The 13,983-nt window shown below is 68.7% G+C and carries 13 protein-coding genes and 3 pseudogenes; 8 read left to right on the forward strand and 8 right to left on the reverse strand.

From position 1 onward, the window contains the following. Positions 1–81: 81 nt before the first annotated feature. Positions 82–852 (reverse strand): annotated as a pseudogene (locus ACFJGX_RS26925) (LacI family DNA-binding transcriptional regulator); the annotation flags it as partial. Positions 853–973: 121 nt separating this feature from the next. Here ACFJGX_RS26925 and garD point away from each other — a divergent pair. After that, positions 974–2,615, forward strand: a pseudogene (gene garD, locus ACFJGX_RS26930) (galactarate dehydratase). Between the two features lie 19 nt (positions 2,616–2,634). Here garD and ACFJGX_RS26935 read toward each other — a convergent pair. Next, positions 2,635–3,459, reverse strand: a complete 825-nt coding sequence (locus tag ACFJGX_RS26935; protein WP_382327444.1) for a DUF1566 domain-containing protein — start codon at positions 3,457–3,459, stop codon at positions 2,635–2,637. 248 nt (positions 3,460–3,707) lie between these two features. On the opposite strand from ACFJGX_RS26935, the gene ACFJGX_RS26940 reads away from it, so the two are divergent. After that, positions 3,708–4,088, forward strand: a complete 381-nt coding sequence (locus tag ACFJGX_RS26940; protein WP_382327446.1) for a hypothetical protein — start codon at positions 3,708–3,710, stop codon at positions 4,086–4,088. Beyond that, positions 4,037–5,242 (forward strand): cardiolipin synthase, encoded by a 1,206-nt coding sequence (gene cls, locus ACFJGX_RS26945; protein WP_382327448.1) that lies wholly within the window; start codon positions 4,037–4,039, stop codon positions 5,240–5,242. Before ACFJGX_RS26940 ends, cls begins: the two co-directional genes overlap by 52 nt. A gap of 8 nt (positions 5,243–5,250) precedes the next feature. On the opposite strand, the gene ACFJGX_RS26950 is transcribed toward cls, so the two are convergent. From ACFJGX_RS26950 to ACFJGX_RS26970, 5 genes and pseudogenes are all read right to left on the reverse strand, one after another. Then, positions 5,251–5,796, reverse strand: a complete 546-nt coding sequence (locus ACFJGX_RS26950) for a hypothetical protein (protein ID WP_382323189.1) — start codon at positions 5,794–5,796, stop codon at positions 5,251–5,253. Between the two features lie 114 nt (positions 5,797–5,910). Beyond that, a complete protein-coding gene (locus tag ACFJGX_RS26955; protein WP_382323188.1) occupies positions 5,911–6,342 on the reverse strand; it encodes a hypothetical protein in 432 nt (143 codons plus the stop codon). A 109-nt stretch (positions 6,343–6,451) separates the two neighbouring features. Further along, entirely contained in the window at positions 6,452–7,495 is a 1,044-nt protein-coding gene (locus ACFJGX_RS26960; RefSeq protein WP_382323187.1) for a TRAP transporter substrate-binding protein, read from the reverse strand. Between the two features lie 54 nt (positions 7,496–7,549). Beyond that, positions 7,550–8,821 (reverse strand): flavin-containing monooxygenase, encoded by a 1,272-nt coding sequence (locus tag ACFJGX_RS26965; protein ID WP_382327450.1) that lies wholly within the window; start codon positions 8,819–8,821, stop codon positions 7,550–7,552. Between the two features lie 226 nt (positions 8,822–9,047). Beyond that, positions 9,048–9,161 (reverse strand): annotated as a pseudogene (locus tag ACFJGX_RS26970) (hypothetical protein); the annotation flags it as partial. Positions 9,162–9,303: 142 nt separating this feature from the next. On the opposite strand from ACFJGX_RS26970, the gene ACFJGX_RS26975 reads away from it, so the two are divergent. The 3 genes from ACFJGX_RS26975 to ACFJGX_RS26985 are packed head-to-tail and all read left to right on the forward strand — an operon-like array spanning position 9,304 to position 11,486. Continuing rightward, complete coding sequence (locus tag ACFJGX_RS26975) at positions 9,304–10,062, forward strand: SDR family NAD(P)-dependent oxidoreductase (RefSeq protein WP_382323185.1); 759 nt, start codon at positions 9,304–9,306, stop codon at positions 10,060–10,062. 26 nt (positions 10,063–10,088) lie between these two features. After that, positions 10,089–11,036 carry an alpha/beta hydrolase gene (locus ACFJGX_RS26980; protein WP_382327452.1) on the forward strand — a complete coding sequence of 316 codons (948 nt, stop codon included), beginning with the start codon at positions 10,089–10,091 and terminating at the stop codon, positions 11,034–11,036. 6 nt (positions 11,037–11,042) lie between these two features. Next, the gene (locus tag ACFJGX_RS26985) at positions 11,043–11,486 is read left to right on the forward strand and encodes a MarR family winged helix-turn-helix transcriptional regulator (protein ID WP_382161992.1); all 444 of its coding nucleotides are present in this window, start codon (positions 11,043–11,045) and stop codon (positions 11,484–11,486) included. 18 nt (positions 11,487–11,504) lie between these two features. Here ACFJGX_RS26985 and ACFJGX_RS26990 read toward each other — a convergent pair whose 3' ends face one another. Further along, the gene (locus tag ACFJGX_RS26990; RefSeq protein WP_382161995.1) at positions 11,505–12,923 is read right to left on the reverse strand and encodes an ATP-binding protein; all 1,419 of its coding nucleotides are present in this window, start codon (positions 12,921–12,923) and stop codon (positions 11,505–11,507) included. Positions 12,924–13,182: 259 nt separating this feature from the next. Between ACFJGX_RS26990 and atpE the strand changes: the two genes are divergently transcribed. Next, positions 13,183–13,422 carry a F0F1 ATP synthase subunit C gene (gene atpE, locus ACFJGX_RS26995; protein ID WP_291119650.1) on the forward strand — a complete coding sequence of 80 codons (240 nt, stop codon included), beginning with the start codon at positions 13,183–13,185 and terminating at the stop codon, positions 13,420–13,422. Beyond that, positions 13,422–13,970 (forward strand): hypothetical protein, encoded by a 549-nt coding sequence (locus tag ACFJGX_RS27000; RefSeq protein WP_382323183.1) that lies wholly within the window; start codon positions 13,422–13,424, stop codon positions 13,968–13,970. Before atpE ends, ACFJGX_RS27000 begins: the two co-directional genes overlap by 1 nt. Positions 13,971–13,983: the final 13 nt, after the last annotated feature.

The raw sequence follows: 13,983 nt of genomic DNA on the forward strand, positions 1-13,983 counted from the left end.
TCCGCCACGAAAGGCACGTCGCCGAAAACCCACGATGGCCAGACGGCCCGGGATGTCGATGCCGCGCACCCGCGCCTCCGTCACCACCCCCGAAGCCAGCAGATCCGAACTGCAGAACACCGCGTCCACCTCGGGCTCGATCTCCAGCAGGCGGGTCAATGCATCACGCCCGCTCTTGATCGTGCGCGAAGCGCCCACGTCCACCACCTCCACCTTGGCCTCGGCCAGCCCACTGCGCGCCACCTCGGCCGCAAACGCCTTGGCACGCCGGTCGGCGCGCTCGTCGTCCGCGCGAATCATCGCCAGGCGCCGCCGCCCTTTGCCGATCAGGAACTTCGCCACCTCGCGGCCGATGTCGGCGTGCGAAAAACCCACCAGCATGTCGATCGGCGCGGGCGTCAGGTCCCAGGTCTCCACCACCGGAATGCCCGAGGCCAGCAGCCGCGTGCGGCCCTTGCCCGAGTGCAACACGCCGGTGAGGAAAATGCCGTCCGGTCGGCGGCCGATGATGGCCTCCAGCAGCGACTCCTCGCGACTGGCCGAGTAGCTCGACTGGCCCAGCATCAGCTGGTAACCCGCGTCGAACAAGGTGCCGTTGAGCGACTCGATGGTCTCCATGAACACCGACATCACCGTGCTGGGCACCACCGCCGCGATCAGCCGGCTGCGCGAGGACGCCAGCCCGCCCGCCATGCGGTTGGGCACGTAACCCGTCTTCTGCACCGCGTCCAGCACCTTCTTGCGCACGTCCACCGACACCTGCTCCGGCGTGTTGAGCACACGCGAGGCGGTGATGGGCGCCACGCCCGCGAGCTTGCGCAACGTCGCGCAGGGTGATGGCCCCGCTGCCACGGCGCGAACGCCGGGTGTTGTCGGTTTCTTTCATTTGCGGCTTAAAATGGTACCGGTACCAAATTGATCACATCGTAGCCTCAAACGGCCAGCGATGCGCGCTGAATCATAGGAGATGCGCATGCCCGAGACCCTGGCTTCCCCCCCGGCCCTTGTGCCGCTGACCATCCGCATGCACGCCGCCGACAACGTGGCGATCGTGGCGAACGATGGCGGCTTGCCGGCCGGCACCGCCCTGCCCGGCGGCGCCGTGGTGTTGCGCGACCGGGTGCCGCAAGGGCACAAGGTGGCCCTGGTGGACCTGGCGCGCGGCGCGGCGGTGCTGCGCTACGGCGTGCCCATCGGCCACGCGCTGGACCACATCCCGGCCGGCAGCTGGGTGCACGAGCGCCTGCTGCAGATGCCCGAGGCGCGCGGCCTGGAGAACCTGCCCATCGCCAACGGTGAAGCCCGCGCCGCAGCCCCCGCTGGAGGGTTACACCTTCGAGGGCTACCGCAACCCGGACGGCTCGGTCGGTACGCGCAACATCCTGGCCATCACGCAGACGGTGCAGTGTGTCGCCGGCGTCACCGATTTCGCGGTGCAGCGCATCAAGGCCGAGCTGCTGCCCCAATACCCGAACGTGGACGATGTGGTGGCGCTGGAACACGGCTACGGCTGCGGCGTGGCCATCGACGCGCCCGACGCCGTCATTCCCATCCGCACCCTGCGCCACATCAGCCTGAACCCGAACTTCGGCGGCGAGGTGATGGTGGTCAGCCTGGGCTGCGAGAAGCTGCAGCCCGAGCGCCTGTTTCCCTCAGACGCGATCCCCATCCAGGACGCCCGTGGAACCGGCTTCGCCGGGCCACAGGGGGTGCCCCCCCTGCCAGGGGGGGAGCCGCGCAGCGGCGCAGGGGGGTTGGACACCATTTGCCTGCAGGACGAGGCGCACGTGGGTTTCATGTCCATGGTCCAGTCCATCCTGCGCCAGGCCGAGGAACACCTGGAGCGCCTGAACGCGCGCCGGCGCGTGACCGTGCCGGCCAGCGAACTCGTGGTGGGCGTGCAGTGCGGCGGCAGCGACGCGTTTTCCGGCGTCACGGCCAACCCGGCCGTGGGCTTCTGCACCGACCTGCTGGTGCGCGCGGGCGCGAGCGTGATGTTCTCCGAAACCACCGAGGTGCGCGACGGCATCGCCCAGCTCACCGCGCGCGCCACCACGCCCGAGGTGGCCCAGGCCATGGTGCGCGAGATGGCCTGGTACGACGCTTACCTGCAACGCGGCAGCGTGGACCGCAGCGCCAACACCACACCGGGCAACAAGAAAGGCGGCCTGTCCAACATCGTGGAAAAAGCCATGGGCTCGATCGTGAAGTCGGGCAGCGCGCCGATCAGCAACGTGCTCTCACCTGGCGAGAAGCTCAAGGCCAAGGGCCTGACCTACGCCGCCACGCCCGCGAGCGACTTCATCTGCGGCACGCTGCAGCTGGCCGCGGGCATGAATCTGCACGTGTTCACCACCGGGCGTGGCACGCCTTACGGGCTGGCGCCGGTGCCGGTGATCAAGGTCGCCACGCGCAGCGACCTGGCGCGGCGCTGGCACGACCTGATGGACATCAACGCCGGCACCATCGCCGACGGCACGGCGAGCATCGAAGACGTGGGCTGGGAGCTGTTCCACCTCATGCTCGAGGTCGCCAGCGGCCGCCAGCAGACCTGGGCCGAGCGCTGGAAGTTGCACAACGCGCTGGTGCTGTTCAATCCGGCGCCGGTGACTTGAGCACCGGCTCGGGTGCGCGTCAGAGCGTCAATGCGCGGACGCAGCGGACCGGCAATGTGGTGGATTTGTCGATTCCTGTGGAAACGGCGCCGCCCATGGTGGCAAACCGATGAACCCACGCATCGAAGTTGGGGTTGCCGTTGCGCGGCGTTGAGCTCCAGTAGTTGACGGCCGTTGGCAGGGCCGCCACGTTGACGGCACCGTTGTCAATCAGGTTGGCCTGCATGCTGGCACCGCCAGGAGCGCAACCCGCCGATGCCTGGCCGCCCAATTCGCAAACTGCGGGCAGGTACCAGTCCGAGTAGCCGCTTTGGGTAGCGCGGCAGGCACCGGCAGCGTAATAAGTGTGGTTGACGCCGGTATAGAACGTCGTGATTTCATTCGTGTTGCAGGCACCGTCGGTACCGCCATTGCAACGGCCTAGTGCAGGGGTGGACAGCTCATCCACGCCCGGCACCACGTTGTAGGCCACATCCGGGGTTGTACCGCTGTTGCCGTTGGAGCTCCAGATCACGCCCGGCGCCAGGCCCACCGCGTCGTTGAGCGCGGCCACCTTGCCGCCGACATTGCCGGTGACCGGCGTGGTGTCGTCGATGCCAAACACGTAGCCACCCTGGTACACGCTGCCATGGGTCAGCACCTGCACGGTGGGCGTCAACAGGTTGGTGTTGCTGCCGCCGACGCTCAAGGTGACCGGCACGGGGGCGGTATTGCCCTGCGCGGCCGAAGGGGCGTTGCCAGGCGTCACGGTGATCGTGCAGGTGGCGCCGGGTGCCAGCGTCGAACAAGTGGACGACAGGTTGGTGCCCGATGGCAGGGCTGGACTGGTGGTCGGCGACGGCATAGATCACCGCTTGCGCGGTCGCGGTGCCCGTGTTCGTGACCGTGAAGCGGCGTGGGGTGCCGGTGAGGCTGGGCGATGACACCGTGTGATTGACCGAGAGCACCAGCGCCGACGGGCTCACCGACAGCGTGGTGGTGGGTGTCGGCGTGGTGGGTGCACCCGCTCCTCCCCCGCTCCCGCCACAAGCCGCCAACAGCACAGCGGAACACAAGGACATCCAACGGGCGGAGGAAAGGTGATGCAACATGATGAACACTCAACAAAATGTCAATGCGTTGAACATACCATTCGTTACAACTCGCCTGCACGCCATGCCCGCCGCTGTTCACAACAAAGTCACAAAAGAGGTTCAAAGCATGTTGCACCAGCCCCACGGTTCGTGGCGAAGGGCCCAGGGCTTGACGGCGGGTCTGCTGCTCGTCTTCGGCCTGGTCGGCTGCAAAAGCCTGCCGCGGGTGGTGCCGGATCTGGACCGGCGCCCGCCCCCGGTCCGCCTCGAAGGGTCCCAGGGCCCGCTGTCGGCCGAGCGCAGCCGCGCGATTCTGGAGCGCCTGCGCGCGGGTGCCAGGGCAGCGACGTGCTCTCGCGGCACCTCGCGCTGGAAGAGGCCATCGTCGGCAGCCCCTTGACGGCCGGCAACAAGGTGGACCTGCTGGAGGACGGCCCGGCCACCTACAAGGCCATGCTCGCGGCCATCGACACGGCCAAGGACCACATCCACCTGGAGACCTACATCCTCGACGACGACGAGGTGGGGCAGCAGTTCGCCAACGCGCTGATCGCCAAGCAGCAGCAAGGCGTGCAGGTGCACCTGATCCACGACAGCGTGGGCACCATCGGCACGCCCGACGAGTTCTTCAAGCGCCTGACCGACGCCGGCATCAAGGTCATCGAGTTCAACCCGATCAACCCCGCGCTGGCGCGCAAGGAGTGGGAGCTCAACGAGCGCGACCACCGCAAGCTGCTGATCGTGGACGGCCGCATCGCCTTCCTGGGCGGCATCAACATCAGCGGCGTGTACTCCAGCGGCTCCCTGTCGATGGGGTCGGGCAGCAGCGGCAAGACGGATGGGAAAAAGAGCGACATCGACGGCATCCCCTGGCGCGACACGCATGTGCAGCTGCAGGGCCCGGTGGTGGCGGAGTTCCAGAAGCTGTTCCTGGAGACCTGGGCGGCGCAGAAGGGCGAGGCCATCGCCGCGCGCAACTACTACCCCACGCCGGTGCGCGCCGGCTCGGACGTGGTGCGCGCCATCGGCAGTTCACCCAAGGACAGCTACAGCGCGATCTACGCCACGCTGCTCTCGGCCATCGCCAGCGCGGAAACCACCGTGCACCTCACCAACGCCTACTTCGCGCCCGACCCGCAACTGCTGACGGCGCTGGAAGACGCGGCGCGGCGCGGTGTGGACGTGAAGCTCATCCTGCCGGGCAAGACCGACTCGTGGCTGATCTTCCACGCCGGGCGCAACTACTACACGCAGTTGCTCAAGGCCGGCGTGAAGATCTATGAACGCCAGGGCGTCATCCTGCACACCAAGACGGGCTCGGTCGATGGCGTGTGGTCCACCATCGGATCCACCAACCTGGACTGGCGCAGCTTCCTGCACAACTACGAGCTGAACGCGGTCGTGCTGGGCGCGGAGTTCAACGCCCAACTGCAGAAGCTGTTCGACGCCGATCTCGCGGCGTCGAAACAGGTCACGCTCGCCGAATGGCAGCGGCGCGGCCTGAACCTGCGCTTCAAGGAGTTCTTCGCGCGGATGTGGGAGTACTGGCTCTGACCTGAAGCTCAGCGCGACAGCGGCGGGGCCGTCGGTGGCAGCGGCGCGGGCGTCGGGTTCATCGAGGGCGGTGGCGAGAGCGACGGCGGTGGGGACATGGGCGCCGGTTGCAGCGGCGGCGACAACACGGGCGCCTGGGGCGGCGGTGGTGGCGGCACCGGCAGGGTCTCCTGCGTCACCAGCTCGCGGATCGTGCCGCCGCCTTGAACGGAACCGGAGACCGAGCCTTCGCCACGCGCCATGCGCTCGCAGATCGTGCGTTGTTCGCCCGTGTGCCGCTGGCAGCGTTGCAGCGCGTTGCGCTCGAGGTCTTGCGCCGATGAGCCACCCCGGATACCGGATTTCAGTGCCTGCGCGCGGTGCGCGCCCGCATCGCGCAGGCAGCTGGTGCGGTCCTGCGTGGGGCTCAGGGCCTGGCAGGCGGCGCGGTCGCGCTGGTAGGCGGCTTCGATCGCGGCCTTGTCGGGGCCCGCGGCCCAGGCCGCAGGCAGGCAGACGGCGAGTGCCGCTGCGGCCACCCAGCCGCGTGGGTGGTGACAAATGGATGCAAACATGGTGTGAACCTCCTGAGAGCCAGGCGGTGCGGGGGGCACCGCCCCTGGATTCACCATGCTAGGAAGGGGTACCCGGAGCGTCTGTAGGCCCAGTCCGACCCGGGCCTCGGACATTCACTCCCAATGCAGTTCGATCAGCTTCCATTCGCCGCCGTCCAGCCGCCATTGCAGCTGGACGGCATAGGGTTCGGCGCGCTCGGGAATGAGCCCCTGCGCGCCCGTCACCACCACCTTGGCCTCGGTGTGGCCCACCTGCGAACTGCCACTGTCGATGCGGCTGCTGCGCGTGACGGCGATGATCTTGATGTTCGCGTAGCGCATGAACATCAGTGTCATCGTGCGCTTGGCCCACTCGCGGTCCATGCCCTCGCCCGCCTGGAAACTCGGGTGCAGCTGGTCCATCACGGCCCCTGTCTTTTTTGCCTCCAGGTTGTCCTGCAGCTTCTGCACCGCCGCTTCGAGCGCGGCCTGAGGATCGGTCTTGCCGCAACCCACCAGCAAGAAGGGCACCAGCAGCAAAGTCCAGACAAATCGGCGGGCCAGCATCGAACATCCTTTCAGCGTTGAAGAAAAACGCGCGACCATAACACCGGTCGGTGACACCCGAAAAAAAGCCCGTGCTGGACGGGCTCTCTCACGCGACGCGCGGAAGCCTTCAGGCCTTGGGCTTGTACTTGTTGATCAGGTCACGCCCGCCCTGCAGCAGCTTCTTGCCGTCGAAGCCGCGCTTGTCCATGTCGGCCACCCATTCGTCGGTGATGGGCGCGGTGAGCTTGATGAACTCCTCGGTCTCGGCCTTGCCCATCACGTGCACGGTGTTGCCCCGGTCGATCGCGCCCTTGCGCACCACCGGATCGGCGTCGGCGATCACGCGACCGAACAGGCCCGAGGCCTCCAGGCCCGAATTCCGGTCGATGATCTGCTTGAGGTCGGGCGCGAGGTTTTCGTAGCGTGCCTTGTTCATCACCATGTACTGGATGCTGTTGTTGAAGCCCGGCATGCCCTTGGCGAACTCGGTGTGGAACTTGGTCAGCTCGTCGAGCTTGGCCGAAGGCACGGTGTCCCAGGGAATGATGGCGCCATCGATCACGCCCTTGGAGAGCGAGTCCGGGATCTGCGGCAAGGGCATGCCCACCGGAATCGCGCCGACCGCGCTCAGGATCTGCGTCGCCTTGCGCGAGGGGCCGCGCACCTTCAGGCCCTTGAAGTCGGCCGCCCTGGTGATCAGCTTGTTCTTCATGTGCAGCACGTTCAGGCCATGGGTGTGGAAGGTCAGCACCTTCACTTCCTTGAGCTCGTCGGCGGAATAGGTCGTCATGTACTCCCAGGCGGCCTTGGACGCGCCTTCGCCGTCGTAGGTGAAGAACGGCAGCTCGAAGACCTCGGCGCGCGGGAAGCGGTTGGGCGTGTAGCCGGCGAGCGACCACACCATGTCCACCACGCCTTCGCGCGCCTGGTCGAACAGCTGGGCGGGCGCGCCACCCATCTGCATCGCCGCATAGTGCTCGAACTTCAGGCGCCCGTTCGATTCCTTCTCGACCTTGTTCATCCATGGCACCAGCACGCGCGAGTACACGTTGGAGGTCGCCGGCACGAAGGTCTGGAAGCGCAGGGTGATGGGCGATTGCGCTCGGGCCACGATGGCCGGGGCGGCCACCAAAGCGGCGGCGGACTGGAGCAGGGTTCTGCGTTGGATCATGGTGTCTCTCTCGGGTGGATAGGTTCGGATGCTGGTGTGGTGGTGGCCTGTGGCTCAGGCCATCTCGAATCCCTGGTAATTCCGGGCGGCGACGTCTTCGATGATCCGGCGGTACAGCGGCACGCCCGCGACAAAGGCCATGAACACCCTCGGCTTGCCCGCGATGTTGGCGCCCATGTACCAGGAGTTCGCGCGCGGGTAGAGCGTCTTGTCGGCCTCCTCCGCGCAGCGGCGCACCCAGCCGTCCTCGGCTTCCTGCGTGGCCTCGATGCGGCGCACGCCGACCGCGCGGGCCTGCTGCAGCAGCCGCGCGATCCAGTCGACGTGGGTCTCGATCGAATGCACCATGTTGCTCAGCACCGAGGGACTGCCCGGCCCGGCCACCACGAACATGTTGGGAAAACCGGCGATGCCCAGGCCCAGGTAGGAGGTGGGGCCGTGCGCCCATTTGTCGCTCAGCCGCGCGCCGCGCGCACCGCGGATGTCGATCGCCTTGAGCGCGCCGCTCATGGCGTCGAAGCCGGTGGCGAAGACGATGGCGTCCACCTCGTGCTCGCGCTCATCGGTGCGCACGCCGCGGGCCGTGGCCTCGATGATCGGGTGGGCCGCCGCATCGACGATGTCCACGTGCTCGCGGTTGAAGGTCTCGTAGTAGTGCGAGTCCACGCACAGGCGCTTGCCGCCGAACGGCAGGTCGTCCTTGGGGCACAGCAGCTCGGCCTTGACCGGGTCCTTCACCACGCCGCGGATGCGGTTGCGCGCGTAGTCGGCCACCATGCGGTTGGTGTCCAGGTTGCTCATCTGGTCGGCGAAGGTGCGCAACATGCGGAAACCGCCGCCCGCGCCCCGCCAGCGGTACTCGAGCTCGGCGCGCTGTTCCTCCTCGGTCATCTCGGCGGCGGTCTTCGTGTTGGCGTTCAGGAACTGGCCGGTGATCGCTTCACGCCCCATGGCGCGGCGGTCCGGGTAACGCGCCTTCGCCGCCGCCAGCGCGGTTTCGGTGAAAGGCACGTTGTGCGCCGGCACGCTGAAATTCGCGGTGCGCTGGAACACCGTGAGCCGCGCGGCCTGCTCCGCGATCACGGGCACCATCTGCACGCCGCTGGAGCCGGTGCCGATCAGGGCCACGCGCTGGCCGGTGAAGTCCACACCCTCCTTGGGCCACTGCGCGCTGTGGTACCAGCGGCCCTGGAAGCTCTCCAGCCCGGGCAACTGCGGGCGCTGCGGGATCGACAGGCCGCCCGTGGCCATGACGAGGTAGGTGCACTCCAGCACATCGCCGGCCTCGGTGCGCACCGTCCAGAGCAGGCGCTCGTCGTCGAACACCGCGCTGGCGCACCCGCGCGTTGAGCTGGATGCCGTCGCGCAGGCCGAAGCGGTCCACCACGTGTTCGATGTAGCGCAGGATCTCGGCCTGCGGCGCATAGCGCTCGCTCCACACCCATTCTTCCTCGAGCTCGCGGCTGAACGAGTACGAGTAGTCCAGGCTCTCCACGTCGCAGCGCGCACCGGGGTAGCGGTTCCAGAACCAGGTGCCGCCCACGCCGTCGCCCGCCTCCAGCACGCGCACCGACAGCCCCATCTCCCGGGCCTTGTAGAGCTGGTAGATGCCCGCGAAACCCGCGCCCACCACCAACATGTCCAGCCGACCAACCGAATCCGCCATCGTTCCACTTTCCGTCTTGAATCACCGCCGCGGATCGCGGCACGGGTCGGACTATGATCGCATTAGGTTGACATGTCAACACAACAGATCCAAGGGTTTACCATAGGTTGACCCATCAACCTGATGCCAATTCAATCCCCGCATGCCTTCCTCTGACGCGCAACGCCCCTTTCCTGAATTCGCCGGCCGGCACGTGCTCATCACCGGCGGTGCGGGCGGCATCGGCCTGGCCTGCGCCCGGCACTTTCTGGCCTCGGGTGCCTCGGTGCACCTGATCGACGTGGACGCCGCGCGGCTGGACGGGGCGCGCCATGCGCTTCAAGGCCACGCGGCGGTGAGCTGCAGCACCTCCCGCCTGGCCGACCACACGGCCTGCGAGCGCGCCATCGACGAGGGCGGGCGCCCGCCCTTCGCGCTGGTGCACATGGCCGGCCTGTTCGAGACCGACCGGCTCGATCCCGCCGACCGCTCGGGCTGGGACCGGGCGATCGCCAGCAACCTCACCACCGCCTACGACATGGCCCTGGCCTTTCGCGCCGCGCGCGACCGGCGGACGCCTTCGCGCATGGTGCTCTGCACCTCGCGCGCCTTCCAGCGCGGCACGCCGGGCCGTGCGGCCTACGCCGCGGCCAAAGGCGGTATCGTCGGCCTGGTGCGCGCCTTCTCGCGCGATTTCGCGCCCGACATCCTGGTCAACGCGGTCTCGCCGGGCCTGATCCAGACGCGCATGACCGAAGACCTGATCGCCCACCACGGCGAACAGCGCCTGGCCGAGATCCCATTGCAGCGCTTCGGCACGCCGCAGGACGTCGCCGGCGTCGTCGGTTTTCTCTGCGGCGAGGCCTCGTCCTATGTGACGGGCCAGGTGATCACCGTCGATGGCGGCGTGATCAACGGTTGAACCTTTCTTTCCTGAACCCTGCACCCATGACCTTCGACGCCCCCACCCTCGATCTGCTCGAACGCGTTCGCACCGCCGGCCGCAAACCCTTCTCGGCCTGCACCGCCACGGAGGCGCGTGCCTTCCCCACCCTCATGAAAAGCCTGTTCGGCGAGGGCCTGCCGGTGGCCCGGGTGCAAGACCTCGCCCTGCCCACGCCCCAGGGCCACCCACTGCCCGCGCGCCTCTACGTGCCCGAAGCCTGCAACGGCGACCTGATCGTCTACTTCCACGGCGGCGGCTGGGTGCTGGGCTCGGTGGCCGACCACGACCCGTTCACCGCCACGCTGGCGGCCCGAACCCACGCGGCCGTGCTGTCGGTGGACTACCGCCTGGCCCCGGAGAGTCCCCACCCCGGCCCGGTGGACGACGCCATCGCCGCGTTGCTGCAAGGCGGCCAGGCCGGTGCGGGCTGGCTGGGCCAACCCCTGCGGCGCCTGATCGCCATGGGCGACAGCGCCGGCGCCACCCTGGCCACCGTGCGCACGCGGCGCCTGCGCGAGCTGCCCGGGGCGCGGCCGGTGGACCTGCAGGTACTGGTCTACCCGGTGACCGACGCCGGCTTCGACACCGCCAGCTACCGCGACTTCGCGCAAGGCCACCTGCTGAGCGCGGACGACATGCGCTGGTTCTGGGACCACTACTGCCCCGACACGGCGGCGCGCCGCCACCCCGACGCCTCGCCGCTGCAGGCCAGCGACCTCGCCGGCCTGCCGCCCGCGCGCATCTTCACCGCCGAATGCGACCCGCTGCGCGATGAGGGCGAGGCCTATGGCGAGCGCCTGGCGGCCGCGGGCGTGGACTGCGAAACCGTGCGCTGCCCCGGCCTGCTGCACGCCTTCCTGTCCATGATCCACTATTCTCCGAATGCCGCCCGGGCCTTCGAGCGCATCGTGCAAAGCCTGGCGGCGCCGGACGACGAACACCGCCCCTGAAAGCCCATGCAACTCGATCTCGATACCTACGTTCCCGGCCTGCTGCTGTGGTTGTCCAACCGGGTGTCCAGCAGTGCGTCCAGCCTCTACAACGAGAAGTTCGGCATCGGCGTGACCGAGTGGCGCATCCTGTCGTACTTCAAGATCTACCCCTGGTCCACCGCCTCCAAGGCGTGCGAACTGATGGGACTGGACAAGGGCGCCGTGAGCCGGTCGATCGCCTTCATGGTGGAGAACGGCTGGCTCGAGCCCCGGCCGCAGGGCCTGCGCAAGATCGAATACCACGTGACCCCGCCCGGCAACAAGCTGCACAACGCGGTGTTCCGCCTGGCGATGGCGCGCGAGGAAGCCTTGCTGGAAGGCTTCAGCACCTCGGAACGCGAGCAGGTCATCGCCCTGCTCAAGCGCATGCTGGGCAACCTCGAAGGCGTGCAGCGCGTGGGCCGCTGAAGAAAACGAAAAGCGCCGTCAGCCCTGGGGGGCGGCCGTCACCGGCAGGGTCCACCAGAAGGCCGCGCCCTCGCCGGGCGAGGACCACGCGCCGACCGTGCCGCCGTGCCGCTCCACCGCGCGCTTGACCACCGTGAGCCCCAGGCCCGTGCCGCCAGCCTGGCGCTCGTCCAGCCGGGAAAACGGCTTGAAAAGCTCGCCGCTCTTGTCGGGATCGAAGCCCGGCCCGTTGTCCGCCACCGAGAAGCGCCAGAAACCGCCCTCCTCGCGGGCATCGAGCGCGATGTGCAGGTCGCGCCGCTCGGCACCGAACTTCAGCGCATTGCCCAGCAGGTTCATCAGCACGTGGCGCATCAGGCCCGCATCGGCCTGCACCACCGGCAGGGGCGCGGCCTGCACCGCCTCGGGCGCCTGCGGGAACTGCACGGCCAGCGACTGCAGGCATTCGCGCAGCAGGGCCTGCATGTCCACCGCCTCGGGGCTGGGCGGCCCCTGGTCCACCTTGGCCAGCGTGAGCAGGTCGTTCACCATGTCGGTGGCGCGCTGCGCCTCGCGGCGGATCAGCTCCAGCGAACGCTCCGCCCCGGCGGTGTTGCCCGCGCGGTAGTCCTCCAGCGCCAGATCGGCCAGGCCGGCGGTGTTGCGCAAGGGGCCGCGCAGGTCGTGCGAGACCATGCCCGCGAACGAGCGCAGGCCCTGGATGATCTCTTCCAGCTGGCGCGTGCGGCTGCGCACGATCTCTTCCAGCGAATCGGTGAGCTGCTGCAGGGCCTGCTCGGCCCGCACGCGCTCGCGCAGCTCGCGCGCGAGGATCAGCGAGTCGCGCTGCAGGATCAGGGTCATCACGAACACGTAGGCGATGCTCACCGGCAGCGGCGTGACCTGGCGGAACTGCAGCAGGCTCATGTCGGAGAGCATGGCGACCACGAACAACACGGGGTAGCCCAGGCACAACACGGCCAGCACCAGCTGCCCGCCCCAGCCGTCGCGCGTCCACAGCCAGGCCAGCCAGCAGGCGGCGGCCGTGAAGATGAGCGCGATCGCCGCCGGCCCGGCGAAGGCCCAACCGTCCATCAGGCCGCTCATCGCCACCACCAGCACCGGGGCGCCCACCAGCACGGCGGCGAACACGCGCGAGGGCGGTGTGCCACCCGGGGTGAAGCAGGCCTGCAGGCCCGCCAGCAGGGCGGCCAGGGCGCCCAGGCCCATCGCGGAGCCCACCGGGCCGGCGACCTCGCCCGAGATCCAGCCCAGCGCGTCCGCCGACACCAGCAGCCCCTGCGTGACGCCGAACACCAGCGCCGAACCCGCCAGCCATTTCACGTACGGCCATGAGCGGGCGCTGGCGTGCGCCAGAAAGGTCATGCCCAGCATCGCGATCAGGATGGCGGACAGGATGCGGATGTCGCTGAAGAAACTCAGGACCGGGTGGGTCACGACGGCCTCCTCCGTGATGAGCTTGGGCTCGGCAAGCTTGCGCCCATGTCTGCCGGGCGCCACTTGCGCAGTGTAGGGCAGCCGGCCCGGCAGCGCGAGACCCCCATTCGGATCCTCTCGGGCGGGGCCAGTCGGTGCATGATGGTCAGGTTTCGGGGTGGAAGAAGCGGGTGATCGTAGCGCCATGACCTCCCGCGTCATGGATTTCATGTCGCTCCTCCGTCACAGTGAAACCAGTCCAATCAGAAAGGAGTTTCACATGTCAGACCTCAGCCAGCTCCCCCTCGCCGTCGGCCACATGATCGGCCTGGGCGCCCTCGGTTCCTGCATCGGCATCGGCGTGATGGCCAGCAAGTACCTGGAGGCCTCGGCCCGCCAGCCCGAGATGATGGAAGCCCTGCAGCCCAAGGTCTTCCTGCTCGCCGGCCTGCTGGACGGCGCCTTCATCATCTCGGTGGCGCTGGGCGTGTGGTTCGCCCTGGCCGCGCCGTTTGCCTGATGCGGCCCGCCCCGCCCGAGCGGCACGTGGTGGTGATCGGCGCGGGCGGCGGTGCCGGCGGCGCCGCCTTGCACGCCGCGCTGGGCGACGCCCGGTACGACCAGGTCACGGTGCTGACCACGCACCGCTTTCTGCGCATGCCCCCGCGCCTGGCCGATGCCGTGGTGACCGCAAACGACTGGGCCGCCGCCCTGCCGGCGGCGGGCCACGCCGTGATCGTGTTCGACACGGTGCGGCGCGCGCGCGAGCGGGTCTACTGGCCGCCCGCGCGGGCCGACCTGGTGCCGCTGGCCACGGCGCTGCACGCCCAGGGTGTTCGCACGCTGGAGGTGGTGATCGCCGACAGCCCGGACCCGAGCCCGGCCGAACGCCAGGCGCTGGCGTCCCTGGGCTGGGACCGGCTGGACATGCACCCGGCCGTGGTGGCCGTGCCGCCGCCCGCCCCCACCGGGCCCTGGCTCGAGCGGCTGGCGCTGTGGCTGATCCGCACCCTGGTCGCCACCCTGCAGATGGCGCAGGCCGCCTACGGCCGCCGCCCGCCGCGCTGAGCGGCGCGGGGGC

The sequence above is a fragment of the Hydrogenophaga sp. UC242_50 genome (assembly GCF_042697355.1).
In the GTDB taxonomy this organism is placed as follows: Bacteria; Pseudomonadota; Gammaproteobacteria; order Burkholderiales; family Burkholderiaceae_C; genus Hydrogenophaga.

Excerpts from the sequence above, each read along its gene's own strand:
- ACFJGX_RS26935 (WP_382327444.1), bottom strand. The coding sequence starts at position 3,459 with ATGCCGTCGCCGACCACCAGTCCAGCCCTGCCATCGGGCACCAACCTG.
- ACFJGX_RS26940 (WP_382327446.1), top strand. The coding sequence starts at position 3,708 with ATGAACACTCAACAAAATGTCAATGCGTTGAACATACCATTCGTTACA.
- ACFJGX_RS26950 (WP_382323189.1), bottom strand. The coding sequence starts at position 5,796 with ATGTTTGCATCCATTTGTCACCACCCACGCGGCTGGGTGGCCGCAGCG.
- ACFJGX_RS26955 (WP_382323188.1), bottom strand. The coding sequence starts at position 6,342 with ATGCTGGCCCGCCGATTTGTCTGGACTTTGCTGCTGGTGCCCTTCTTG.
- ACFJGX_RS26960 (WP_382323187.1), bottom strand. The coding sequence starts at position 7,495 with ATGATCCAACGCAGAACCCTGCTCCAGTCCGCCGCCGCTTTGGTGGCC.
- ACFJGX_RS26975 (WP_382323185.1), top strand. The coding sequence starts at position 9,304 with ATGCCTTCCTCTGACGCGCAACGCCCCTTTCCTGAATTCGCCGGCCGG.
- ACFJGX_RS26980 (WP_382327452.1), top strand. The coding sequence starts at position 10,089 with ATGACCTTCGACGCCCCCACCCTCGATCTGCTCGAACGCGTTCGCACC.
- ACFJGX_RS26985 (WP_382161992.1), top strand. The coding sequence starts at position 11,043 with ATGCAACTCGATCTCGATACCTACGTTCCCGGCCTGCTGCTGTGGTTG.
- atpE (WP_291119650.1), top strand. The coding sequence starts at position 13,183 with ATGTCAGACCTCAGCCAGCTCCCCCTCGCCGTCGGCCACATGATCGGC.
- ACFJGX_RS27000 (WP_382323183.1), top strand. The coding sequence starts at position 13,422 with ATGCGGCCCGCCCCGCCCGAGCGGCACGTGGTGGTGATCGGCGCGGGC.